The sequence below is a fragment of the Lysobacter sp. N42 genome, from assembly GCF_004344885.1.
Map to the genome: position 1 here is coordinate 1 of NZ_SKFB01000046.1, position 21,513 is coordinate 21,513.

A 21,513-nucleotide genomic window follows, 5' to 3' on the forward strand; every position below is an offset into this window, starting at 1 on the left:
ACATTGCCCCGCTGCCGCGGCAGGCAATCCTCGATACGCGCGAATTGCGCAGGCGTAAGTTCCATGCGCAGTATGTTGGCACGTAGTGTTAACAGGCCCTAGCGCTCAGGCCGCGAGCGCCGTGCCCGCGGCGTGCGCGCTGGCCCAGGCCCACTGGAAGTTGTAGCCGCCCAGCCAGCCGGTGACGTCGACCACCTCGCCGATGAAGTACAGGCCGGGCACGTGCCTGGATTCCATCGTGCGGGAGGACAGCCCGTCGGTGTCGACGCCGCCCAGCGTGACCTCCGCCGTGCGGTAGCCCTCGGTACCGCTGGCGACGACCGGAAAATGCGCCAGCAGCGCGGCGATGCGCGCAAGCTCCGGCGGATCGAACCGGCGCATGGGCCGGTTGGGCAGCCAGGCCTCGCACAGACGCTGTGCGAAGCGCTTGGGCAGCACCTCGCCGAGCACGGTCTTGAGCTCGGCATCCGGACGCGTGGCGCGCCAGTGGCGCAGGCGCTCGAGTGCGTCATCGCCCGGCAGCAGGTCGAGCTCCAGCGCATCGCCTTCGCGCCAGTAGGACGAGATCTGCAGGATCGCCGGCCCGCTCAGGCCGCGGTGGGTGATGAGCAGCTGGTTGGAAAAGCGCGTGCCGTTGCACGTGGCGGTCACCGGCAGCGCCACGCCGCTCAGGCCCGCGAAACGCTCCAGGTGCCTGCCCGACAGCGTGAGCGGCACCAGGCCGGCGCGCAGCGGCAGCACCGCGTGGCCGAAGCGGCGCGCAAGCTCGAAGCCGAAGCCGCTGGCGCCCATGCTGGGGATCGACAGCCCGCCGCTGGCCACCACCAGCTTCGGCGCGGCAAGCAGGCCCCGCGCGGTATGCAGGCGGAACGTCCCGTCGTCGGCATGCTCCACGCGTTCGATCGCGCAGGAGGTTTCGATGCGCGCACCGGCCGCGTCGCATTCGTCCAGCAGCATCCGCACGATCAGCTTCGAGGACTCGTCGCAGAACAGCTGCCCGAGTTCCTTCTCGTGCCAGGCGATGCGGTGGCGGTCGACCAGCTCGATGAAATGCCAGGGCGTGTAGCGCGCCAGCGCGGACTTGCAGAAATGCGGGTTGGCCGACAGGTACTGCGCGGGCGAGGCGCCGGTATTGGTGAAGTTGCAGCGCCCGCCGCCGGACATGAGGATCTTCTTGCCCACGCGGTTGGCGTGCTCGATCACCAGCACGCGCAGCCCCTGCCGTGCCGCCGTCATCGCGCAGAACAGCCCGGCCGCACCGCCGCCCACCACCAGCACGTCCGCCTGCTGCACCTTGATGTCCTGCCTCGAAACGGGGGCGCGCAGTGTCGCATCGACACCTCCGGGGTGCGCTGGCCGTTCAAGCCGCGCATGCGCTGGCCGTTAACGCGGGCAGGAGACCCGCCATGGCCATCGTCCCGATCCCGGAGCCCAGTCCGCGCGCACGCGCCGTCGAGGCCGTGCTGCGCCCGCTGCTGGACCTGTTCGAGGCCGCCACCGGCGGTCCCGCGGCCTTCTTCGCCGAGCTGCGCCTGGGCGGCCTGGGGCTGCGCTATGCCTTCGCGCGCGAGGGCGGGCTGGTGGAGACGGCGCAGCCGGCGGCGGGCCCGATGCGCGGCCTGCCGGTGTCGGGCGGCCTGCGCGTGGTCGCACCCCTGCATGCCATGGGTGGCGACGCGATGGGCCACCTGGAGGCGGCGAGCCTGGGCGGGCGCCCCTTCGGTGCCGCCGCGCAGGAGGCGATCGAAGCCTGCGCCCGCCTGCTGGAGGCCCACTTCACCGCCTCCGCCTTCCACGCGCCCCCCGCCGTCGGCGACGCGCTGAGCGATCCGCTCACCGGGCTGCCCAACCGCGCGGCGCTGCTGGGCGAACTGGAACGCATGCTCGCCCGTGCCCAGCGCGACGACATGACCGTCTTCAGCGTCTGCGTGGGTCTTTCCGGGATGGACGACGCCGCCGGCGGCGAGGCCTTCGAGGGCCAGCTCGCCGCGCTGGCCGCGCGCCTGGTCGAGGCGGTACGCGGGGGCGACCTGGTGGCGCGTACCGGGCACCACGAGTTCGTCGTGGCCGGCAGCATCCCGCGCGCCACCGCCGAAGCCAGCGCGGCCGTGGTGCTCGAACGCCTGCATGCGCGCTGCATCGGCGCCATCCGCGGCCGGGCCCGCATCGACATGGGCTTCGCCGTCGCCCGCATCGGCGAGTTCGACCCGCTGGCCCTGCTCGCCGAGGCCGAGGCGAGCCTGCTGGCCTGAGCCCTCAGGCCGTGCGCCGCAGGCCCCCGCGCCGTTCGCGGCGCTCGCGCACGATGCGGCCGGCGGGGAAGGCCACCGCCGCGCGCAGCCCGGCCACCGTGGAGGCATTGCGCACGCCGCGGCGCGCCACGTTCAATACGTGCTGCAGCATCTCCCGCCGCGGCACCTCGCCGTCCTCGCGCACCAGCGAGAGCCGGTGCAGCGAGTACAGGCCGATGAGCGCGGAGATCAGGAAGAAGAACTGCCACCAGCCGATGGACAGGGTGACCAGTTCCAGCGCGCCCTCCGGCGACCGCCATTCCATGTCCAGGCGCAGCTGGCGCTTTTCGAAGAAGCTCGCGAACACGCCGCCCAGCAGCGGCGCGGTGCCCGCGGCGAGCGCCGTGACCAGGGCATTGGTGGCCACGTAGGCCGTGGCCCGCCCGCGCGGTGCGAGCTTCAGGCCGATGGCGGTGGACGCCAGCGCCACGCCCGCGCTGGTCATGCCCATCAGCACGTGCAGCACGGTGAGGTAGGCGACCGTCCAGCCCGGCGGGCCCACCTGGCCGGCCAGCGCCATGGCCGCGATGCAGGCGATGAAGGCGGGCGCGGCGAAGGTCAGCACGGTCTTGTTGGTGAAGCGGTCCGACAGCCGCCCCCAGCCCTGCAGCACGACGATGTTCGCCACCTGGCTGACGATGCTCATCAGCAGCACGAAGCCGGCCGACAGGCCCAGCTGGCGGATCATGAAGACGCTGAAGAACGGCGCGGCGAGGTTGACCGCGAACTGCCAGGACGCGAAGAAGCGGATCAGGCGCCGGAAGCCCGCGTCGCGCAGCGGCTCGGCCAGCATCGTGCGCAGGCGGCGCCCGGGCACGGGCGCGGGCATCGCCGGCTCGGGCACGCGCGAGAGCTGCCAGGTGCTCACCAGGCTGGCGAGGAATCCCGCGCCGTAGAGCGCCGCGAATACGGGCGGGCTGCCGCTGCCGTCGCCGCCCGGGTCGGCGAACTGCAGCGCCGCCGCGGCCGCGGCGGTGCCGGCGATGCCCAGCGCGGTGGCCCAGGTGGTGCGGTGCGCGAAGAAGCGCCCGAGCTTCTGCTCGGGAATCAGGTCGCGGATCCACGAGTTCCAGGCGCAGCCGGCGAAGGCGTTGAACGCACAGTGCACGGTCTCGGCGATGACCAGCAGCGCCAGCGCGAGGCGGCGGTCGTCGAGATAGCCCAGCACCGCCATCAGCGGCAGCGCCAGCCGTGCCACGAACAGCGAGGCGATGGCCACGCGCCGGCGCGAACGGATGCGTTCGAGCACCACGACGGCCGGGGCCTGCAGCAGCTGCGTGAGGAAGGGGATGGCGGCCAGCACGCCGATCACCGTCGACGAGGCGCCCAGCATCAGCGCATAGGCCACCAGCACCACGCCGGAGTTGAGCGTGCCCACGATGGTCGCGAAGGCGGCGTCGAGCATCAGCCGCCGGCCGCCCTCGCGCAGCCGGGGACCGGTGATGGGGTCGGGGTCGGGCAGGGACATGCGGGGAGGCGGCGTGGCCGGCGCGCCAGCTCAGCAAAGGCGCCGTGACGAACGCATCGGCCGCTCAGCGGCGGCGCGTGTAGCTCGCATTGCCCAGCCCGGTACCGACGGTGAGCACGCCCCAGCGCCGGGCGCCGCGCATGCGCACGTGCTCGGACAGGCCCTGCACGACCGCGTCGTTGTGCATCAGCACCTGCGGCCTGCGCCCGCCGATGCGGTCAAGGCGCGATGCGAGTTCGCGCGGGAAGTCGAAGGGGATTTCCCAGTCGCCCGGCAGGTTCTGCGTGCCCGTGCAGAGGCGGCCGCGCGCGTCCATGTCGCCCGGGCAGGCCACGCCCACGAAGGGCGCGAGCTTCAGCCCGGTGCCGCGCGCCAGCGCCGCGAGCGCGTTGAGCATGCCGGCGATGCGGTCGATGGCCTGCTCGCGGTCCGGATCGTCGTCGGAATGGCGCCAGTTCAGGCTCTCGTACATGCACGCCTTCGCGCCGTCCTTCGCGCGGTCGAGCCGTGGCAGCACGATGCCGCTGCGGAAGTGGTTGCCGCCGATGTCCACGCCGAGGAAGCCGTCGAAGCGGTGGGTCGAAGCCGGCGCGAGCGGCACCCAGCCCAGCATCCCGGCCTCGTCGGGGTCGTGCGAGAGGATCACCAGCTCCACGCTCGCGCGCGCCTGCCGGAGCAGCTTCTGCGCACGCCGCACCGCGAGCCCGCCATGCACGCTCTGCGGCAGCCCGCCACCCATCACGATGCGCTCCACGCCCTCCCACTCGGGCCGGGCGAGGAAGCAGCGCACCACGAAGGCGAGCTGCCGCGCCCAGTCCTCCACCGCCAGGTGCACCACGTGCGCGGCGTCCGCATCGCCGCCGATCAGCACCTGGTCGACCTGCTCGCCGTCGGGCTCGCCCGCGCGTGCGAACGGATCGTCGCCGGTGCGCGCCTCGCGGCGCATCCGGCGCAGGGTGTCGCGGAAGGCCGTGTGGCTGGCGCGGTCGCCCAGGAAGCCCTCGCGTTCGGGATCGGGCAGGGCGAGGTTCCAGCTGTCGATGTCGACGACGCCGGCGCGCGGCGCGGCATGCCGCGGCCGGGCCGCCGCGCGGGTTCGGGTCTGGCGTGCCATGGGCCGCTCCTGCATGGAAGCGGCAAGCGTGGCGGCGCACGCGCCTACGCGGCGTCGATGCCGTCGTCGGTGATCGACGCGCCGCGCTCGCGCAGCACGCTGCGACGTCAGCGCGAGGTGCCCTCGCAGTCGCAGCCCGCCGAGGCGTCGGCCGAATGCGAGAGCTGGGCCAGCAGGTCGAGCACGCGGCGCTCGTCGCCGGTGGCCATCTCACGGCGGTAGCGTCGGCCGACCGCCGGCAGCTCGCGCTCGCTGCCGGCCGCGAGGGCCTGCTTCACCGTCTCCGGTGAGGGCGCGGGGATGGGCAGCCGGACGCCGAAGAAATCGCGCCACGCGGACTCCTCGCGGCGCACCCTTCGAGGTGGCCGGCGAACGGTGCCGATGCGCAGGCCTTTGCCGGGCAGGCGCGGGCTGCCCAGGCGCACGATGCGAAGGCCCATGCTGCGTATGCGCGGTCGAAGTGGCGGGCGTGCCGCAGGCGGGGCGATGGCATGCCGCCAGCCTGGGTGACCACGCGGGTGGCTGCTTCATGCGCCCGCCACGCCACCTGCGCCACCAATGCCTGCATGCCACCGCGTTACATCGCCCCGCGGCGTCCCGCCGGCCACCCCTGCCGCCATCTCACCGGACGCCGCCTGCGCCGCATGCGCGCACGTTGCGAGCGCGGGTTCTGGGTGGCGGCGCTGGTGGCCGCAGGCGCGGCCTATCTCCTCTGGTGAGCCTCAGAGCAGGCGCAGTTGCGCCGCCCGGGTCACGTGCACGTGGGTCTGGTAGTAGTACTTGCCGGTCGCGCGGCCGTCGTGCATGAAGTCGATGCGCGTGCGACGCGCCTGCCCGGTCACCTGGATGCGCCGGCCGCGCAGGCGCGCCACCGGGTCGCCGCCCAGCTGCTCGCCGAGCTCGCGCGCCGCGGGCTCGAGCACGACGATGGTGAGGTTGCGCGGGTCGCGGTAGTCGCGCTCGGAGTTGAGCCAGATGCGGTCCTCGCCGCGGTCGCTGGCCTGCACGGTGAGCGCGAAGACGCCCGCCACCGGGCGGCCCTGTGCTGCCGCGGCGAGGTGCACGGCATGCATCGGATCGATCCAGGCGCCGCCATGGCGCGCGGAGGATGCACAGCCCGCGCACGCCGCCAGCGCGAGAATCGGCGTAAGGAAGGCTTTCATCGACGTCCCTGTGGAGGAAAGCGCCATGGTCGACCGACTGCATCCGTACGTCCAGCGCAGGCGCCGGGCGACATGGCTCGGCGGCCACCGCGCAGCGGCCGCCGGTGCGCTCCTGCTGGCTGGCGTGCTGGCGGGCTGCGCCGGCGCGCCGGTGGCGCACGCGCCGGCCTCGGTGCGCATCGTATGCACCGCCACTACCGATCTCGCCCGCTGCTTCGAGCCGGCGAGCACGCGCTGCGGCCGCGCGGGCTACGACCTGTTCGACACCGACGGCCGGCCGGCCACGGTGTCCGATGCGCGCTTCCGCGTGCTGGAAGCGCGCTGCCGGCGCTGAGCGGCGCAGGGGCTTAGGATCGGCCCACGTCCGCCAGGCCCGCGCCGCGATGATCGAGCCCGCCCCGTTCGAGACCCATGCCGTCGCCAACCAGGTGCCGGACTTCGCGCCGCGCTCGCTCTGGGCCGACGACGTCGCGCTGCGCGAGGCCGTCGAACGCGAGGGTGGCGGCGCGTTCGCGGCGCGGCTGGCCGACTACGGCGCGCTTGCCGGCGATGCGCTCTACGCACACGGCTTCGAGGCCAACCGCGACCGCCCACGCCTGCGCACGCACGACGCACGCGGCGCGCGCATCGACCGCGTGGACTTCCACCCGGCCTACCACGCGCTCATGGAGGCGGCGATCGCGCATGGCGTGGCGGGGCTGTCGTGGTCCACGGACGCGGCCGGCGCACACGTCGCGCGCGCCGCGCTGAGCTACCTGCACCACCAGGCCGACGCCGGCACCAGCTGCCCGCTGACGATGACGCACGCGGCGGTGCCGGTGCTGCGCCGCGAACCGGCCCTGCGCGACTGGGCCGGCAAGGCGGCCGCACCCGTCTACGACCCGCGCGACCTGCCGATGACCGCCAAGCGCGGGCTCACGCTCGGCATGGGCATGACGGAGAAGCAGGGCGGCAGCGACGTGCGCGCCAATGCCACCACCGCGACGCCCCGCGACGACGGCACCTATGCGCTGGTCGGCCACAAGTGGTTCTTCTCGGCCCCCATGTCCGACGGCTTCCTCGTGCTCGCGCAGGCGCCCGCCGGGCTCACCTGCCTGCTCATGCCCAGGCGGCTGCCCGACGGCGCGAAGAACGCGTTCCGCCTCATGCGCCTGAAGGACAAGCTGGGCGACTGGAGCAATGCCTCCTCGGAGGTCGAGTTCACCGGTGCGTACGCCTGGCGCGTGGGGGAGGAAGGGCGCGGCGTGGCCACCATCCTGGAGATGGTCATGCTCACCCGGCTGGACTGCATGCTCGGCGCCGCCGCGCAGATGCGCATGGCGCTGGCGCAGGCGATGCACCATGCACGGCATCGCCGGGCCTTCGGCACGCCGCTGGTCGGCCAGCCGCTGATGCGCAACGTGCTGGCCGACCTCGCCATCGAATCGGACGCCGCCACGGCCTTCGCGCTGCGCGTGGCCGGGGCCGTCGACCGCGCCGCGCGCGACCCGCGCGAGGCCGCGTTCGCCCGCATCGCCACCGCCATCGGCAAGTTCTGGCTCTGCCGGCGCGCGCCGGGCTTCGTCAACGAGGCGCAGGAGTGCCTGGGCGGCGCGGGCTACGTGGAGGAGTCGATGCTGCCGCGCCTGTACCGGCAGGCGCCGCTCAATTCGATCTGGGAAGGCAGCGGCAACATCCAGTGCCTGGACGTGCTGCGCGCCCTCGCGCGCGAGCCGGCCACGCGCGCGGCCCTGCGCGACGAGCTGCTGGACGTGCCCGGCGGGCATCCGGCCTACGCCGCGTCCGCCGGGGCCGCCCTGCAGGCCCTCGATCCCGCCACGCTGGGCGAGGCCGACGCGCGCCGCGTGGTCGAGCCGCTGGCGCTCGTGCTGCAGGCCGCCGTGCTGCTGCGTGCGCGCAGCCCGCTGGCCGCGGCCTTCGCGCAGAGCCGGCTCGCCGAGGCGCATCGCCAGGCCTACGGCGGCCTGCCGCGCGGGGTCGACCTCGACGCCGCGCTGGCCCGCGCGCTGCCGTAGGCCGGCCGCCTCAGCCCGGCCAGTAGCCGTTGGGCCAGCGCTGCATCACCGCGCGGTAGGCGTCGGGGTCCACGTACCACATGCGGGTGCCTCGCCAGCCCACGCAGCGCCCATCCACGCGCAGGGTGAGCTGCCGCGGGTCCTGCCCCAGCAGCTCGCAGAGCTGGTGCCAGTGCGGGGCGGTAATGGACACGAAGTCCTCGGGCGGGCGGATCGAGCGGATGGGGCCGGGCATGGGCGCCAGTGTCGACGCGCGCATCTCACCGGTTGCGATCGTGCTCTCGTTCCCTTCACGTGGCCATCACTAGCATCCGCGCGCTGTACCAGCGGGGGTGCCGTCACCCTATGCAAATCGACAAGCCGCATGCGAAGGCCGAAGTGGAACTCGACCTTCCTTCCGACGTGCTCGGCGGCAGCGAGCGCCAGTTCCGCCTGCTCGTGCAGGGGGTGACGGACTACGCGATCTACATGCTCGATCCCAACGGGCGCATCGCCAGCTGGAATGCAGGCGGCCAGCGCATCAAGGGGTATTCGTCCGACGAGATCATCGGCCAGCACTTCTCGCGCTTCTACACCGACGAGGACCGCGAGGCCGGCGAGCCGGCGGTGGCGCTCGAAACCGCGCGCACCCAGGGCCGCTACGAGAAGGAGGGCTGGCGCGTGCGCCGCGACGGCACGCGCTTCTGGGCCAACGTCATCATCGACCCGGTGTTCGACGACGACGGCCGCCTCATCGGCTATGCCAAGGTCACCCGCGACATCACCCAGCGCCGCGAGCAGCAGCGCGCGCTGGAAGTCGCGCAGCACGCCATGCTGCAGGCGCACCGCATGGAAGCCATCGGCCAGCTCACCTACGGCGTGGCGCACGACTTCAACAACCTGCTCACCGTCGTCACCAACAGCCTGGACCTGATCGCCGCCGATCCCTCCGACCCGCAGCGGGTGCGCCGCCTGGTGGCCGGCGCGCAGCGCGCGGCCGAGCGCGGCTCGCTGCTCACCCGCCAGCTGCTGGCCTATTCGCGGCGGCAGACGCTGCGCCCGCAGGTGCACGACATCAACGGCCTGATCTACACCGCCGAGTCCGTGCTGCGCCGCGCCGTGGGCGAGGACGTGACCATCGAGCTCAACCTCGGGCGCGGCATCGGCGAGGTCAACATCGACGGCGCCGAGTTCGAGGCCGCGCTGCTCAACCTCGTGGTCAACGCGCGCGACGCGATGCCCGACGGCGGGCGCATCACCATCCGCACGCGCGAGGTGCACCAGCGCGAGCACGAGGGCCGCCGCGACCCGGGCCGCTACGCGCTCGTGACCGTGGAAGACACCGGCACCGGCATGGCGCCCGAGGTGGTCGAGCATGCGATGGAGCCGTTCTTCACCACCAAGGAAGTGGGCAAGGGCAGCGGACTGGGGCTGAGCCAGGTCTATGGCTTCGCCGTGCAGTCCGGTGGCGACGTCGCGATCGAATCGCAGCCGGGCGAAGGCACGGTCATCAGCTTCTACCTGCCCATCCGGTCCGACGCGTCGCTGCTGGGCGAGGGCGACTCCGGCGCGCCCACCAAGGTGCTGCTGGTGGAAGACGACCCCGACGTGCAGCTGATGGCGATCGAGACCCTGCGCCACCTGGGCTACGCGGTGCTGACCGCCGACGCCGCCGAGCCCGCGCTGGACATCCTCCGGCGCGATGCCGAGATCGAGATCCTGTTCACCGACGTGGTCATGCCCAAGGGCATGAGCGGCGTGGACCTGATGCACGAGGCCCGGCGCCTGCGCCCGGGCATCAAGGTGCTGCTCGCCTCGGGCTATGCGCGCGGCCAGTTGCCCACCCTTCCCGAGGGCGTGGACTTCATCGCCAAGCCCTATCGCGTGGACGACGTGCGCGACCGCCTGCAGGCCCTGGCCGCGCCGCGCGCGGCCGCGGAGAACGCCTCCGCCTGAGCGGCCCGGAGCGTGCCCGCGCCGGGCCGCCGCGGGGGTGGCGCGCCAGGGGCCCGCACGGCGGTTCCCCGACGCCCTGCGTAGCGCCGCGGCACGGGCCATGCCGTGCAGCGGGCTCGCGTCGGGCGCGCGGCGTGCATGGGCCGATCCACCATCCGCCGGGGGGCCAGGCGGTGAATCCGCGGCTGCCGATGCCGCGGCGGCGCTCAGGCCGTCGTCGGCGACGCCACGGGTGCGCGCGACGCCACCGCCGGCAGGGCCAGGCGCATGGTCGTGCCCAGGCCTACGCGGGTTTCCACGTCCAGCACGCCGCCCAGCGATTCCACGATGCGCCGGCAGGACAGCAGGCCCAGCCCGGTGCCGTCGCGCTTGGTGGTGAAGAAGGGCGTGAACAGCCGCTCGACCACCGCCGGCTCCATGCCCGGGCCGGTGTCGCGCACCTCGATGCGCACGCGCTCGGCCTCCCGGTATGCGGCCACCTCCAGCCGGCCCTGCGGCAGCGGCTCCATCGCCTGCACGGCGTTGAGGCAGAGATTGAGCAGGCACTGCTGCAGTTCGGTCGCATGGCCGCGCACCGCGTGCCCGCCGGTGTCGTCGGCGAAGGCTACGGTGACGTGGGACGGCACGCTGCCGGCCAGCAGCAGGCGCACGCTGTCGAGCACGTCGCCCACCGTGCAGCTGTCCTGCGCCTGGTTCTGCCCGCGCGCGAAGTCGATCATCGCCTGCGCGAGGTCGTGTCCGCGGCGCGCGCACTCCTCGATGACGGCCGCGGCGCGCGCCACCACCGCGGGTTCCGGATTGGCGCGCAGCAGGTGCGGCCACAGGCTCAGCGGCTGCAGCACGTTGCGCAGGTCGTGGCTCAGGCCCGCGACCAGCAGCGCCAGCGCCTCGTTGCGCTGCGCACGCACCAGTTCGGCGTCCATGCGCTCGCGCTCGCGGGCGAACTCGGCCTCGCGCACGGCGCGTCGCACCGCGCTGCCCAGGCGAGTGGGATGCGGCTTGAGCACGTAGTCGGTCGCGCCCTGCTGCAGCGCCAGCACCGCGGTGTCCTCGCCCATGGCGCCGGACAGAAACACGAAGGGCAGGCCGGGCGCGTGCTCGCGCACCAGCACCAGCGCGCGGTGGCCGGAGAAGCCGGGCAGCTCGAGGTCGGAGATCGCCACGTCGAAGCGCTCGGCGCGCAGCGCCTCCAGCAGCGAGGCCTCGTCGTCCACGCGACGGTAGCCATGCGCGAGCCCCTGCTCCTCGAGCAGCCCGGAGAAGTACTCCGCGTCCTCGGGCGAATCCTCCACCCACAGGATGCGCAGGGGCGGCGCCTCGTTCATTGCGCGTCGGAGGCGGGCTCGTTGAGCACGGCCCAGAACTGGCCCAGCGTGCGCACGGCCACGAAGAACTGCTCCACGTCCACCGGCTTGACCACGTAGGCATTGACGCCCAGGTCCCAGCTGCGCGCCAGGTCGTTCTCCTCGCGCGAGGACGAGAGGATCACCACCGGCAGCTTCCGGAACTTCGCGTCCTCGCGCAGCGTGCGCAGCACCTCCAGCCCGTCCATGCGCGGCATCTTGATGTCGAGCAGCAGCACCGCCGGGCATTCGTCGGGGCGGTCGGCGAAGGCGCCGCGGCGGTAGAGGAAGTCCAGCACCTCCACGCCGTCCTCCACGTGCACGATGGGATTGGCGAGGTTGGCCTCGCGCAGCGCGTCCAGCGCCATCTCGGCGTCGGCGGGGCTGTCTTCGGCGAGCAGGATGGTGCGCAGGCGGTTCATGCGATGGGGTCCTTGGTGGCGGTGGCCGGCGCGTCGAGCATTTCCGGCAGGGTGAAGTGGAAGGTGGCGCCGCGGTCGGGCTCGGCCTCGGCCCAGATGCGGCCCTCGTGGCGCGCCAGCACGCGGCGCACGCTGGCCAGCCCGATGCCCGTGCCCGGGTACTCGCTGGCCTTGTGCAGGCGCTGGAACACGCCGAAGAGCTTGCCGGCATAGGCCATGTCGAAGCCGGCGCCGTTGTCGCTCACGGTGAAGTGGTGGGCGCCGTCGGCGTCGCGCGAATGCTCCACGCGCACCACCGGCGGCGTGCGGTGGCCGGCGTACTTGACCGCGTTGCCCAGCAGGTTCTGCCATACCTGCCTCAGCATGTTCTCGTCGGCCACGACCACCGGCAGCGGCGCGATGTGCCATTCCACCGAGGGCGCGGCCGGATTCTCGTTGGCGCGGGTGGAATCGAGCATGGCGCGCGTCTCGGCCACCAGCGACTGCATGTCCACCGCCTGCAGGCGCATGGCGTTGCGCCCCAGCCGGCTGTAGACCAGCAGGTCGTCGATCAGCGTGCCCATGCGCCTGGAGGAGCTGCCGATCACGTCGAGGTAATGGCGCGCCTTGTCGTCGGCGGCGTCGCCCAGGTGGCGGCGCAGCTTGTCGGCGAAGCCGGCGATGTGCCGCAGCGGCGCCCGCAGGTCGTGCGAGACCGAGTAACTGAAGGCCTCCAGCTCGCGGTTGACCTCCGACACCTGCGCCACCTTGCCCTCGAGTTGGCGGTTGAGCTCGTTGACGCGGGCCTCGGCCGCCTTGTGCGCACTCATGTCGGTGGCGGTGAGCAGCACCGCCTCGCCGTCGGGCATGCGCACGGCGTTGACCACCATCTGCCGCGTGGCGCCGTCGCGGGTGACCTGCGCGAGGTCGAAGTCCCACAGCTCGCGGCCGCGGGCGATCACGTCGCGCAGGCGCTGGCCGAACACCGCATCGCGCCAGGCGCCGTCGCCGACGTCCTCCAGGCGCGTGCCGGCCAGTGCGTGGCGGTCGACGCCGTACAGATCGGCGAACGCCGTGTTGGCCATCTGCAGGCGCTGCTGGCCGTCGACCAGCGCGATCGGCTCGCGCACGGCCTGCAGCACCGCATCGGCGCGCTCGCCGGTGCGGCGGGCCTCGCGCTCGGAGGCGACGCGGCGGTCGCTCTCGCGGTTCCACACCCACAGCAGCCCGCCGAGCAGGGCGAGCTGCAGCGCCGCCGCCACCGCGCCCAGGGCCAGCTCGCGCTGGCGCGTGCGGCGCGCCAGGTCCTCGCGCTCGCGCAGCAGGGCGCGCTCGGAGGCGATGATCTCCTTGGCGAGCGCGCTCACGATGCTGCGCGTGGTCATCACCTGCGCTTCCTCGCGCAGGCGCGTCGGGTCTTGCGCCTGCGCGATGCGCCGCGCCGAAGCCAGGCGGCTCTCGATGCGGTCGCGCAGCCGGCCCAGGTGCCGCTGCTGCTCGGGGTTGTCGCGGGTGAGCGCCTCGAGCTGCGCGAGCGCGCGCGGCGCTTCGCGCATGCCCTCGCGCAGGCGCTCGCGCACCACGGGCGTGTCGGCGCCGAGCACCAGCGCCATCGCCGCGGACTCGGCGTCGCGGGTCGAGGCCATCGTCGCCTGTGCGGCGGCCTCGACGCGGTGGGTATGCACCACCTGCTCGACCGCGCGGTAGGACTGCGTGTTGAGCAGCCGCAGCAGCCAGAAGGGGGCGAGCACGATCAGCGCCGTGCCGGCGAGCAGCACGGCCAGCTGGACGACCCGGAAGTTGAGCGACGCCATCACGCCGGCCACGAGGGAAAGGGAGCTGCATTATCCAGACGCCACGCCGCCGGATTTCACCCGCTCTTCACGCGTCCGGCGCGGCGCTCCGACGGTGGCCCGGGCGCCCGCGAGCACGCCATCGCGTGACCGCCAGGCCGGCCGCCCCGGCCAGCACCAGCGCCAGCGGCAGCGCGGCCGGCGCGTCTGCGAGGCCTGCGGCGAGCGCTTTTCCACGCTGGAGACCATCGAGCTCAAGCTGCCGGTGATCGTCAAGAGCGACGGCCGCCGCGAGGCCTTCGATGCGCGCAAGCTGCGCGTGGGCTTCGACCGCGCGCTGCAGAAGCGCCCGGTGGCCGAGGAGCAGATCGAGGCTGCGGTGCGCGCCGTCGTGCACCAGTTGCGGATGACCGCCGAGCGCGAGCTGCCCTCGCGCCGGGTGGGCGAGTTCGTGATGAACGAGCTGCGCAAGCTCGACCACGTGGCCTACGTGCGCTTCGCCTCGGTCTACCGTGCCTTCGAGGACGTGGCCGACTTCCGCGAGGAGCTCGACCGCCTCGAGCGCGATGTCACGCCCGTGGAAGGGCAGTTGCCGCTGCTCGCGGACGGCGAGCCCAGGCCGGACAAGCGACGACGCTGACAACCACGCAGGGTGCGGCCCGGCAGCACGTGGCGACGCTGACGTGCGCTGCCTCCTCCGCGCAGGTGGCAGGCGGTGTCCTGGCATGCCCGCATGGCACCCGCGTGCACACCGCGCCGCCCGCAGCCGCGCGCGTCTGCACCTACCATGGGCGCATCGACGCCACCGGTTCCCGTGCATGACGGCTTCCAGCCCCTTCACCGCCCGCGATCACGCCCACATGGCCCGCGCCCTGCGCCTGGCCGAGCGCGGGCTGTACACGGCCAAGCCCAACCCGGTCGTGGGCTGCGTGATCGCGCAGGGCGACGAGGTGGTGGGCGAGGGCTTCCACCAGCGCGCGGGCGGCCCGCATGCCGAGGTCTTCGCGCTGCGCGAGGCCGGCGAACGCGCGCGCGGCGGCACGGCCTACGTCACCCTGGAGCCCTGCGCCCACACCGGGCGCACCGGCCCCTGTGCCGATGCGCTGGTCGAGGCCGGCGTCTCGCGCGTGGTCGCGGCCATGGTCGACCCGTTCCCGCAGGTGGCCGGGCAGGGCTTCGAACGCCTGCGCGCGGCCGGCATCGCGGTCGAGTCCGGCCTCATGGAGGCCCAGGCGCGCACGCTCAACCGCGGTTTCCTCTCGCGCATCGAGCGCGGGCGCCCATGGCTGCGCGTCAAGCTGGCCACCAGCCTCGACGGCCGCAGCGCGCTGGCCAGCGGCGAGTCCAAGTGGATCAGCGGCGAGCCCGCGCGGCTGGACGTCCAGCGCTGGCGCGCGCGCTCGGGTGCATTGCTCACGGGTGCGGGCACGGTGCTGGCCGACGATCCGCACCTCACCGTGCGCCTGGGCGACGACACCGACTTCGTGCCCCCGCTGCGCGTGGTGCTCGACCCCGGGCTGGCGACCATCCACCGCGGCCACGTGCGCGAGGGCGACGCACCCACGCTCTACATCCACGCGCCCGGCGCGCGCATCCCGCGCGGGGTCAACGCGCAGATGGCGGCCGCGCCGGTGCAGGGCGTTCGCTTCGACCTCGAGGCCGTGCTGCGCCTGCTGGCCGAACGCGGCATCGGCGAGGTCCAGGTCGAGGCAGGCGCCACGCTCGCCGGTGCGTTCATGCGCGCCGGCCTGGTCGACGAGCTGCTGCTCTACGTGGCGCCGGTGCTGCTGGGCGCGCATGCACGCCCGCTGTTCGACGGCCTGGACATCAGCGACATGCGCCAGCGCCACCAGCTGGACATCATCGAGACGCGCCGGCTGGGCGAGGACCTGCGCCTGCTGCTGCGGCCGCGCGCGTGAGCGTGCAGGACCACTTCTCCAGCGTCTCGGCCACGTACGCGGCCGCGCGGCCGGGCTACCCCGACGCGCTGTTCGACCTGCTCGCCCGCCACGTCCCCGCCGATGCGCGCGTGTGGGAGCCCGGCTGCGGCAGCGGCCAGGCCACGCGCGGGCTCGCCGCGCGCTTCGCGCACGTGCATGCCACCGATCCCAGTCCGCAGCAGCTGGGCGAGCACTGGGCGGCGCGCAGGCCCGACGGGCGCGTCAGCCTCGCGGTCGAGCCGGGCGAGCGCACGGCACTGGCGGACGGGTCGGTCGGGCTGGTCGCCGTGGCGCAGGCCCTGCACTGGTTCGACCTGCCGGCCTTCTTCGCCGAGTGCGATCGCGTCCTGCGGCCGGGCGGGTTGCTGGCGGCCTGGGGCTACCCGGACTTCGAGGTGCCCGAGGGCATGCAGGACGCGGTCGTCGCCTTCCGCCGGGAGGTCGAGGGCGACTGGCCACTGGGCCGCTCGCTGGTCGATGCGCACTACGCCGCCTTCGACTGGCCCTTCGAACGCATCGACGTGCCTTCGCTCTGGCTGCAGGCCGACTGGACCCTCGACCGCCTGCTCGCCTACCTGTCCAGCTACTCGGCCGTGGTGCGTCATCGCGCGCGCACCGGGGTGGACGCGGTGGCGGCGCACGGCCGGGACTGGCCGCGGCCTGGGGCGACCCCGGCAGGGTGCGGACGATCCGCTGGCCGCTGTTCCTGCACATCCGGCGCAAGTAGGTGGCAGGCGGCGGGCCGCGTTTGCGGCCGGGCCGCACGCGCCTGCGTTCCGGCCCCGCGATGCACCGTGCCAGCGCCCGGGCCCGCCGGCCGGGCCGCGCGGGCGCAGCCCCGGCTACACTAGCCGCGCCGGTTCGCCGGCTCGATGACGTCTTCAGGGCGGGGTGCGATTCCCCACCGGCGGTAGGCACGGCGCGCCCGTGCGAGCCCGCGAGCGCCTCCGCCATGCGGAGGGTCAGCAGACCCGGTCCGATGCCGGGGCCGACGGTCGGGGTCGAAGGATCCCGGAAAGTCCGGATGGAAGAAGACGACGCCCGCCTGCCCCGCGCAGGCCGTCGCCTCGTGCCTTGAGGCGTTTTTCGCCCGCCCCGTCCTGCGAGAAACGTTTCATGTCCAGTTCCAGTTTCGCCGACGCCTCCGCCCGGGAGACGCGCTGATGTTCACCGGCATCATCGAAGGCGTCGGTGCGATCGCGTCGATCGAGCCGCGCGGCGGCGACCTGCGCCTGCGCGTGGCCACCGGCACGCTGCCGTTCGACGAGGTGCGCCTGGGCGAGAGCATCGCGGTCAACGGCGTGTGCCTGACCGTGGTCGCATTCGATGCCGCCTCCTTCGAGGCCGACGCGTCGACCGAGACGCTCGCGCTCACCACGCTGGGCCGCCTGGCGCCGGGCAGCGCGGTGAACCTGGAGCGCGCGATGCGCCCGAGCGACCGCCTCGGCGGGCACCTGGTCAGCGGCCATGTCGACGGGGTCGGCGCCGTCGTCTCGATCGCCGCGGACGCGCGCGCCCAGCGCTGGCGCTTCAGCGCGCCGCGGCCGCTGCTGCGCTACGTCGCGAAGAAGGGCTCGATCTGCGTCGACGGCGTGAGCCTGACCGTCAACGAGGTCGACGACCACGGCTTCGAGGTCGCCCTGGTGCCGCATACCGTCGCGCACACCGCGTTCGCGTCGACGCGGGTGGGCGATGCGGTGAACCTCGAGATCGACCTCGTCGCCCGCTACGTCGAGCGCCTGGTCGCATTCCAGACACGCACAACCCCGAGGCACGCATGAGCTTCGCCAGCATCCCCGAACTGCTCGACGAGATCCGCGCCGGCCGCATGGTGGTCATCGTCGACGACGAGGACCGCGAGAACGAGGGCGACCTGATCATGGCCGCCGAGCTCGTGCGGCCGCAGGACATCAACTTCATGGTCACGCACGCGCGCGGGCTGGTCTGCCTGTCGCTCACGCGCGAGCGCTGCCGCCAGCTCGGCCTGCCGCCGATGGTGCGCGACAACACCTCGCCGCACCACACCAACTTCACCGTGTCGATCGAGGCGGCCGAGGGCGTCACCACCGGCATCTCCGCCTACGACCGCGCGCACACGATCCGCACCGCCGTGCGCCCGGACGCCGCGCCGCACGACCTCAGCCAGCCCGGCCACATCTTCCCGCTGATGGCGCAGCCCGGCGGCGTGCTCAGCCGCGCCGGCCACACCGAGGCGGCCAGCGACCTCGCGCTGCTGGCCGGCCTGGAGCCGGCGGGCGTGCTGGTGGAGATCCTGAACCCCGACGGCTCGATGGCGCGTCGGCCCGAGCTCGAGGTGTTCGCGCGCGAGCACGGGCTGAAGATGGGTTCGATCGAGGAGTTGATCCGCTACCGGCTGGAGAACGAGCACACGGTCGAGCGCGTGGAGACGCGGAGCATCGAGACCGAGCACGGGCCGTTCCAGCTCGCGGTCTACCGCGACCGCCTGAGCCACGCGCTGCACTTCGCGCTGCTGCGCGGCGAGGCCGACCCCGAGGTGCCCACGCTGGTGCGCGTGCACATGCTCAACCCGCTGGCCGACGCCGTGCACTGGCGGCGCGCGGACTTCGGCCCGGCGGTGGGCGACGTGCTGGCGCAGATCGCGAAGGCGGGCCGCGGCGCGCTGGTGCTGCTGTCCGAGCCCACCGACCCGGCCACGCTGCTGGCGCGCATCCGCGAGCAGCCGGCCCCCGATCCGGACGGCCGTGGCGCGGGTCTGGCCGAGTGGCGCCGCAATGGCGCCGGCGCGCAGATCCTGGCCGACCTGGGCCTGGGCCGCCTGCGCGTGATCGGCGCGCCACGCAAGCAGATCGGGCTGGGCGGGTTCGGGCTGGAGGTCGTGGAGTACGTCGAGCTGCGCTGAGTGGCGTATCAGCCACGGATGGACACGGATCGGATGCGCCGCGTGCATGCCGGCCGCACGCCGGGGAAGGTATGCCGCGCTGGATCCATCCGTGTTCATCCGTGTCGATCCGTGGCTGAAGAACGCGCTGTCCCACCCCACCCGGTAAACTGTCGCCCCCCTTCACCGACTCCCCCTGATGCCGCATATCGAAGGCGACCTGCGCAGCCCCTCCGGCGCGCGCTACGCCATCATCGCCAGCCGCTGGAACCCGCGTATCACCGATGCGCTGGTGCACGGTGCCCGCCAGACGTTCGCCGCGCATGGCGTGCCCGACGACTGCGTCGACGTGCTGCGCGTACCCGGCGCCTGGGAGATCCCGGTGGTCGCCATGCACCTGGCCTCGCGCGGCGAGCATGCGGCGATCGTCGCGCTGGGGTGCGTGGTGCGCGGCGATACGCGGCACTACGAGCAGGTCGCCGACGGCTGCGCGGACGCGCTGATGCGCGTGTCGACCGACACTGGCGTGCCGGTGGCCAACGGCGTGCTGGCGGTCGACCGGTTCGAGGATGCCGAGGCGCGCGCCGGCGGCAGCCACGGCAACAAGGGCGAGGAAGCGGCGCTGGTCGCCGTCGAGATGGCGCACCTGCTCACGCAGCTGCCGGCCGGAGACATCGAATGAACAAGCAGCCCCGCCGCGACGGGATCGACCCCGTGCTGCGCTCGCGTGCACGCCGCCGCGCGCTGCAGGCCGTCTATGCCTGGCAGCTGTCGGGTGCCTCCGCGCGCGAGGTGATCGCGCAGTTCGCCCACGAACAGGCGCGCGAGATCGCCGACCTCGAGTATTTCGAGGACCTCGTGCGGGGCGTGGACGCCAACCAGGACGCGCTGGACGAGGCGCTGCAGCCCTACCTGGACCGCGACATCGACCAGGTGGACCCCATCGAGCGCGCGGTGCTGCGCATCGCCGCCTACGAGCTGCGCATGCGGCCGGACGTGCCGTACCGCGTGGTGATCAACGAGGCCATCGAGACCTCCAAGAAGTTCGGCGCCGAGCACGGCCATACCTACGTGAACGGCGTGCTCGACCGCGCCGCCGCCGACTGGCGTGCGGTGGAAGTGCAGGCCGCGCGCCGCCGCTGAGCGCCGCGCCCGCGATGAGCGCATCGCGCCCCGGCGAGTTCGACCTGATCGCGCGCATCGCGCGCCGCGTGCAGGCGCGTGGCGACGTCGTGCTCGGGATCGGCGACGACGCCGCCCTGCTCGAGGTACCCGCCGGCCGGCAGCTGGTGGTCGCCATGGACACGCTCAATGCCGGCGTGCACTTCCCGCACGCGACGGCGCCGGCCGACATCGGCTGGAAGGCGCTGGCGGTGAACCTGTCCGACCTTGCCGCGATGGGGGCCGAGCCGGCCTGGTGCACGCTCTCGCTGTCCATGCCGACGCCCGATGCGGCCTGGCTGGATGGGTTCCTGGAGGGCTTCTCGGCGCTCGCGTCGATGCACCGCGTGGCGCTCGTGGGCGGTGACACCACGCGTGGGCCGCTGTCGGTCTGCGTCACCGTGCAGGGCCTGGTCGAGCCGGGGCGTGCGCTGCGCCGCGACGCTGCGCGCCCGGGCGACGAGGTCTGGGTGAGCGGCACGCTGGGCGACGCGGCCGGCGCCCTGTCGATGCTCGGGCTGGGCCCGCTGCCCGCCCCGGCCATCGCCGCGGACGCCGCGGCACGGGCCGCCCTGCATGCGCGGCTGGATCGCCCCACGCCACGCATCGCGCTGGGCCGCGCGCTGGCCCCGCATGCGCATGCGGCGATCGACGTGTCCGACGGCCTGCTCGCCGATCTTGCCCACCTTGCGCGCGCGAGCGGCACCGGCATCGAGGTGGACGTCGACCGCCTGCCGGCCTCCGACGCGCTGTGCGCGCTGTTCGATGCCGACGCACGCCGCCTGCTGCAGGCCGCCGGCGGCGACGACTACGAGCTGGCCTTCACCGCGGCCGCCGCATCGCATGCCGCGGTGCTGCAGGCGGCCGCGCAGGCGGGCACGCCGGTGACCTGCGTGGGACGCGTGGTCGCGGGCCAGGGCGTGTCGGCGCGGGATGCCCGCGGCGCGGCCTGGCTGCCGCCGCGCCGGGGCTGGGAGCATTTCGCGGACTGACCTGTTCAGTCCGCCGGGGTGCGGGCGAGATCGTCGAGGATGGGGCAGTCGGGACGATCGTCGCCCTGGCAGCGTTGCGCGAGCGCCAGCAGCGTGTCGCGCATGGCCTGCATCTGGCGGATGCGCGCCTCCAGCGCGTCGGCCTGCGCCAGGGCCAGTGCGCGCACGTCGGCGCTGGCGCGGCCGCGGTCGGCCCAGAGGTCGAGCAGCCCGGCGATCCGCATGATGGGGAAACCCAGGTCTCGCGCGCGCCGCACGAAGCGCAGGCGGTGCACGTCGGCGTCGCTGTAGAGGCGGTAGCCGGCGTCCGTCCGGGCCGCCGCGGGCAGCAGGCCGATCGACTCGTAATGCCGGATCATCTTCGCGCTCACGCCGGACAGGCGCGCGGCCTCGCCGATGGGGTGCAGGCCTCCAGTGCCGGCCTGGGCGAGCGTGGGCAGCAGCTCACGCGGCATGGGCGGCCTCCGTCGTCGCGGCATCGGCCGCCGGGCGCCAGCGCCGCAGCAGCAGGGTGTTGCCCACCACGCTCAGCGAAGAGGCGGCCATCGCCGCGCCCGCGATCACCGGATCGAGCAGCCCGAACGCCGCCAGCGGAATGCCGACCACGTTGTAGGCGAAGGCCCAGAACAGGTTCTGGCGGATCTTGCGCGTGGTGCGGCGGGAGACGTCGATGGCGTCGGCCACCAGCGAAAGGCGCGGCCGCATCAGCGTGATCGCCGCCGCCTCCATCGCCACGTCGGTGCCGCTGCCCATGGCGATGCCGACGTCGGCGGCCGCCAGCGCGGGCGCGTCGTTGATGCCGTCGCCGACCATCGCGACGGTGCCCATCCCACGCAGCGCGGCGACCGCATCGGCCTTGCCCTCGGGCGGCACGTCGGCGCGCACCTCGTCGATGCCGAGCTGCGCGGCCACGGCGCGCGCGGCGCCCGGATGGTCGCCGGAGATCATCACCGTGCGGATGCCCAGCCCGTGCAGCCGGCGCAGCGCGGCGGCGGCGTCGGGGCGCGGCTCGTCGCGGAAGGCCAGCAGGCCGAGCG

General features: G+C 73.6%; 21 protein-coding genes, 3 pseudogenes and 1 riboswitch. Of the genes and pseudogenes, 13 read left to right on the forward strand and 11 right to left on the reverse strand.

Annotated features, from left to right (window positions below):
* Positions 1-105 precede the first annotated feature (105 nt).
* Entirely contained in the window at positions 106-1,299 is a 1,194-nt protein-coding gene (locus EYQ95_RS23465; protein WP_132331158.1) for an NAD(P)/FAD-dependent oxidoreductase, read from the reverse strand.
* A 107-nt stretch (positions 1,300-1,406) separates the two neighbouring features.
* Between EYQ95_RS23465 and EYQ95_RS23470 the strand changes: the two genes are divergently transcribed.
* Entirely contained in the window at positions 1,407-2,252 is an 846-nt protein-coding gene (locus EYQ95_RS23470) for a diguanylate cyclase domain-containing protein (protein ID WP_132331160.1), read from the forward strand.
* A 4-nt stretch (positions 2,253-2,256) separates the two neighbouring features.
* Here the strand turns inward: EYQ95_RS23470 and EYQ95_RS23475 are convergent, their stop codons facing one another.
* The 4 genes from EYQ95_RS23475 to EYQ95_RS23490 form a co-directional block, all read right to left on the reverse strand.
* The gene (locus tag EYQ95_RS23475) at positions 2,257-3,759 is read right to left on the reverse strand and encodes an MFS transporter (RefSeq protein WP_132331162.1); all 1,503 of its coding nucleotides are present in this window, start codon (positions 3,757-3,759) and stop codon (positions 2,257-2,259) included.
* A gap of 64 nt (positions 3,760-3,823) precedes the next feature.
* Positions 3,824-4,873 (reverse strand): ROK family protein, encoded by a 1,050-nt coding sequence (locus tag EYQ95_RS23480; protein WP_132331164.1) that lies wholly within the window; start codon positions 4,871-4,873, stop codon positions 3,824-3,826.
* A gap of 107 nt (positions 4,874-4,980) precedes the next feature.
* Positions 4,981-5,313, reverse strand: coding sequence for a DUF488 domain-containing protein (locus EYQ95_RS23485; protein WP_132331166.1), 333 nt, complete (start codon positions 5,311-5,313; stop codon positions 4,981-4,983).
* A 282-nt stretch (positions 5,314-5,595) separates the two neighbouring features.
* Entirely contained in the window at positions 5,596-6,036 is a 441-nt protein-coding gene (locus EYQ95_RS23490) for a hypothetical protein (RefSeq protein WP_132331168.1), read from the reverse strand.
* Between the two features lie 25 nt (positions 6,037-6,061).
* On the opposite strand from EYQ95_RS23490, the gene EYQ95_RS23495 reads away from it, so the two are divergent.
* A complete protein-coding gene (locus EYQ95_RS23495) occupies positions 6,062-6,370 on the forward strand; it encodes a hypothetical protein (protein ID WP_132331170.1) in 309 nt (102 codons plus the stop codon).
* 49 nt (positions 6,371-6,419) lie between these two features.
* On the forward strand, positions 6,420-8,051 hold the full coding sequence (locus EYQ95_RS23500; protein ID WP_207916625.1) for an acyl-CoA dehydrogenase family protein: 1,632 nt from the start codon (positions 6,420-6,422) through the stop codon (positions 8,049-8,051).
* A 10-nt stretch (positions 8,052-8,061) separates the two neighbouring features.
* On the opposite strand, the gene EYQ95_RS23505 is transcribed toward EYQ95_RS23500, so the two are convergent.
* A complete protein-coding gene (locus tag EYQ95_RS23505; protein ID WP_132331172.1) occupies positions 8,062-8,286 on the reverse strand; it encodes a hypothetical protein in 225 nt (74 codons plus the stop codon).
* A gap of 110 nt (positions 8,287-8,396) precedes the next feature.
* On the opposite strand from EYQ95_RS23505, the pseudogene EYQ95_RS23510 reads away from it, so the two are divergent.
* Positions 8,397-9,572: pseudogene (locus EYQ95_RS23510) on the forward strand (PAS domain S-box protein); the annotation flags it as partial.
* A 51-nt stretch (positions 9,573-9,623) separates the two neighbouring features.
* Positions 9,624-9,986, forward strand: a pseudogene (locus tag EYQ95_RS26950) (response regulator); the annotation flags it as partial.
* Positions 9,987-10,192: 206 nt separating this feature from the next.
* On the opposite strand, the gene EYQ95_RS23515 reads toward EYQ95_RS26950, so the two are convergent.
* From EYQ95_RS23515 to EYQ95_RS23525, 3 genes are read right to left on the reverse strand one after another with little or no spacing between them, the layout of a single operon-like run.
* Positions 10,193-11,311 (reverse strand): sensor histidine kinase, encoded by a 1,119-nt coding sequence (locus EYQ95_RS23515; protein ID WP_132331176.1) that lies wholly within the window; start codon positions 11,309-11,311, stop codon positions 10,193-10,195.
* On the reverse strand, positions 11,308-11,751 hold the full coding sequence (locus EYQ95_RS23520; protein WP_132331178.1) for a response regulator: 444 nt from the start codon (positions 11,749-11,751) through the stop codon (positions 11,308-11,310). The genes EYQ95_RS23515 and EYQ95_RS23520 overlap by 4 nt, the downstream gene beginning before the upstream one ends.
* Positions 11,748-13,544 (reverse strand): ATP-binding protein, encoded by a 1,797-nt coding sequence (locus EYQ95_RS23525; protein ID WP_132331181.1) that lies wholly within the window; start codon positions 13,542-13,544, stop codon positions 11,748-11,750. The genes EYQ95_RS23520 and EYQ95_RS23525 overlap by 4 nt, the downstream gene beginning before the upstream one ends.
* A 172-nt stretch (positions 13,545-13,716) precedes the next feature.
* On the opposite strand from EYQ95_RS23525, the pseudogene nrdR reads away from it, so the two are divergent.
* From nrdR to thiL, 8 genes and pseudogenes are all read left to right on the forward strand, one after another.
* Positions 13,717-14,163: pseudogene (gene nrdR / locus EYQ95_RS23530) on the forward strand (transcriptional regulator NrdR); the annotation flags it as partial.
* 178 nt (positions 14,164-14,341) lie between these two features.
* A complete protein-coding gene (ribD, locus tag EYQ95_RS23535; RefSeq protein ID WP_132331183.1) occupies positions 14,342-15,442 on the forward strand; it encodes a bifunctional diaminohydroxyphosphoribosylaminopyrimidine deaminase/5-amino-6-(5-phosphoribosylamino)uracil reductase RibD in 1,101 nt (366 codons plus the stop codon).
* Complete coding sequence (locus tag EYQ95_RS23540; protein ID WP_132331185.1) at positions 15,439-16,314, forward strand: class I SAM-dependent methyltransferase; 876 nt, start codon at positions 15,439-15,441, stop codon at positions 16,312-16,314. The genes ribD and EYQ95_RS23540 overlap by 4 nt, the downstream gene beginning before the upstream one ends.
* 22 nt (positions 16,315-16,336) lie before the next feature.
* Positions 16,337-16,503: riboswitch (FMN riboswitch) on the forward strand.
* Between the two features lie 123 nt (positions 16,504-16,626).
* Positions 16,627-17,244 carry a riboflavin synthase gene (locus tag EYQ95_RS23545; RefSeq protein ID WP_132331187.1) on the forward strand — a complete coding sequence of 206 codons (618 nt, stop codon included), beginning with the start codon at positions 16,627-16,629 and terminating at the stop codon, positions 17,242-17,244.
* On the forward strand, positions 17,241-18,344 hold the full coding sequence (gene ribB / locus EYQ95_RS23550) for a 3,4-dihydroxy-2-butanone-4-phosphate synthase (RefSeq protein ID WP_132331189.1): 1,104 nt from the start codon (positions 17,241-17,243) through the stop codon (positions 18,342-18,344). The genes EYQ95_RS23545 and ribB overlap by 4 nt, the downstream gene beginning before the upstream one ends.
* Positions 18,345-18,522: 178 nt before the next feature.
* Complete coding sequence (gene ribH, locus EYQ95_RS23555; protein WP_132331191.1) at positions 18,523-19,005, forward strand: 6,7-dimethyl-8-ribityllumazine synthase; 483 nt, start codon at positions 18,523-18,525, stop codon at positions 19,003-19,005.
* A complete protein-coding gene (gene nusB, locus EYQ95_RS23560; RefSeq protein WP_132331193.1) occupies positions 19,002-19,466 on the forward strand; it encodes a transcription antitermination factor NusB in 465 nt (154 codons plus the stop codon). Before ribH ends, nusB begins: the two co-directional genes overlap by 4 nt.
* 14 nt (positions 19,467-19,480) lie before the next feature.
* On the forward strand, positions 19,481-20,476 hold the full coding sequence (gene thiL, locus EYQ95_RS23565) for a thiamine-phosphate kinase (RefSeq protein ID WP_132331196.1): 996 nt from the start codon (positions 19,481-19,483) through the stop codon (positions 20,474-20,476).
* A 5-nt stretch (positions 20,477-20,481) separates the two neighbouring features.
* Here the strand turns inward: thiL and cueR are convergent, their stop codons facing one another.
* Entirely contained in the window at positions 20,482-20,931 is a 450-nt protein-coding gene (gene cueR / locus EYQ95_RS23570; protein WP_132331198.1) for a Cu(I)-responsive transcriptional regulator, read from the reverse strand.
* Positions 20,921-21,513: cation-translocating P-type ATPase (locus EYQ95_RS23575; RefSeq protein ID WP_132331200.1), on the reverse strand; the 593-nt coding region annotated here is incomplete at its 5' end. The genes EYQ95_RS23575 and cueR, both read right to left, overlap by 11 nt.

Excerpts from the sequence above, each read along its gene's own strand:
- EYQ95_RS23470 (WP_132331160.1), top strand. The coding sequence starts at position 1,407 with ATGGCCATCGTCCCGATCCCGGAGCCCAGTCCGCGCGCACGCGCCGTC.
- EYQ95_RS23475 (WP_132331162.1), bottom strand. The coding sequence starts at position 3,759 with ATGTCCCTGCCCGACCCCGACCCCATCACCGGTCCCCGGCTGCGCGAG.
- EYQ95_RS23480 (WP_132331164.1), bottom strand. The coding sequence starts at position 4,873 with ATGGCACGCCAGACCCGAACCCGCGCGGCGGCCCGGCCGCGGCATGCC.
- EYQ95_RS23485 (WP_132331166.1), bottom strand. The coding sequence starts at position 5,313 with ATGGGCCTTCGCATCGTGCGCCTGGGCAGCCCGCGCCTGCCCGGCAAA.
- EYQ95_RS23490 (WP_132331168.1), bottom strand. The coding sequence starts at position 6,036 with ATGAAAGCCTTCCTTACGCCGATTCTCGCGCTGGCGGCGTGCGCGGGC.
- EYQ95_RS23495 (WP_132331170.1), top strand. The coding sequence starts at position 6,062 with ATGGTCGACCGACTGCATCCGTACGTCCAGCGCAGGCGCCGGGCGACA.
- EYQ95_RS23500 (WP_207916625.1), top strand. The coding sequence starts at position 6,420 with ATGATCGAGCCCGCCCCGTTCGAGACCCATGCCGTCGCCAACCAGGTG.
- EYQ95_RS23505 (WP_132331172.1), bottom strand. The coding sequence starts at position 8,286 with ATGCCCGGCCCCATCCGCTCGATCCGCCCGCCCGAGGACTTCGTGTCC.
- EYQ95_RS23515 (WP_132331176.1), bottom strand. The coding sequence starts at position 11,311 with ATGAACGAGGCGCCGCCCCTGCGCATCCTGTGGGTGGAGGATTCGCCC.
- EYQ95_RS23520 (WP_132331178.1), bottom strand. The coding sequence starts at position 11,751 with ATGAACCGCCTGCGCACCATCCTGCTCGCCGAAGACAGCCCCGCCGAC.
- EYQ95_RS23525 (WP_132331181.1), bottom strand. The coding sequence starts at position 13,544 with ATGGCGTCGCTCAACTTCCGGGTCGTCCAGCTGGCCGTGCTGCTCGCC.
- ribD (WP_132331183.1), top strand. The coding sequence starts at position 14,342 with ATGACGGCTTCCAGCCCCTTCACCGCCCGCGATCACGCCCACATGGCC.
- EYQ95_RS23545 (WP_132331187.1), top strand. The coding sequence starts at position 16,627 with ATGTTCACCGGCATCATCGAAGGCGTCGGTGCGATCGCGTCGATCGAG.
- ribB (WP_132331189.1), top strand. The coding sequence starts at position 17,241 with ATGAGCTTCGCCAGCATCCCCGAACTGCTCGACGAGATCCGCGCCGGC.
- ribH (WP_132331191.1), top strand. The coding sequence starts at position 18,523 with ATGCCGCATATCGAAGGCGACCTGCGCAGCCCCTCCGGCGCGCGCTAC.
- nusB (WP_132331193.1), top strand. The coding sequence starts at position 19,002 with ATGAACAAGCAGCCCCGCCGCGACGGGATCGACCCCGTGCTGCGCTCG.
- thiL (WP_132331196.1), top strand. The coding sequence starts at position 19,481 with ATGAGCGCATCGCGCCCCGGCGAGTTCGACCTGATCGCGCGCATCGCG.
- cueR (WP_132331198.1), bottom strand. The coding sequence starts at position 20,931 with ATGCCGCGTGAGCTGCTGCCCACGCTCGCCCAGGCCGGCACTGGAGGC.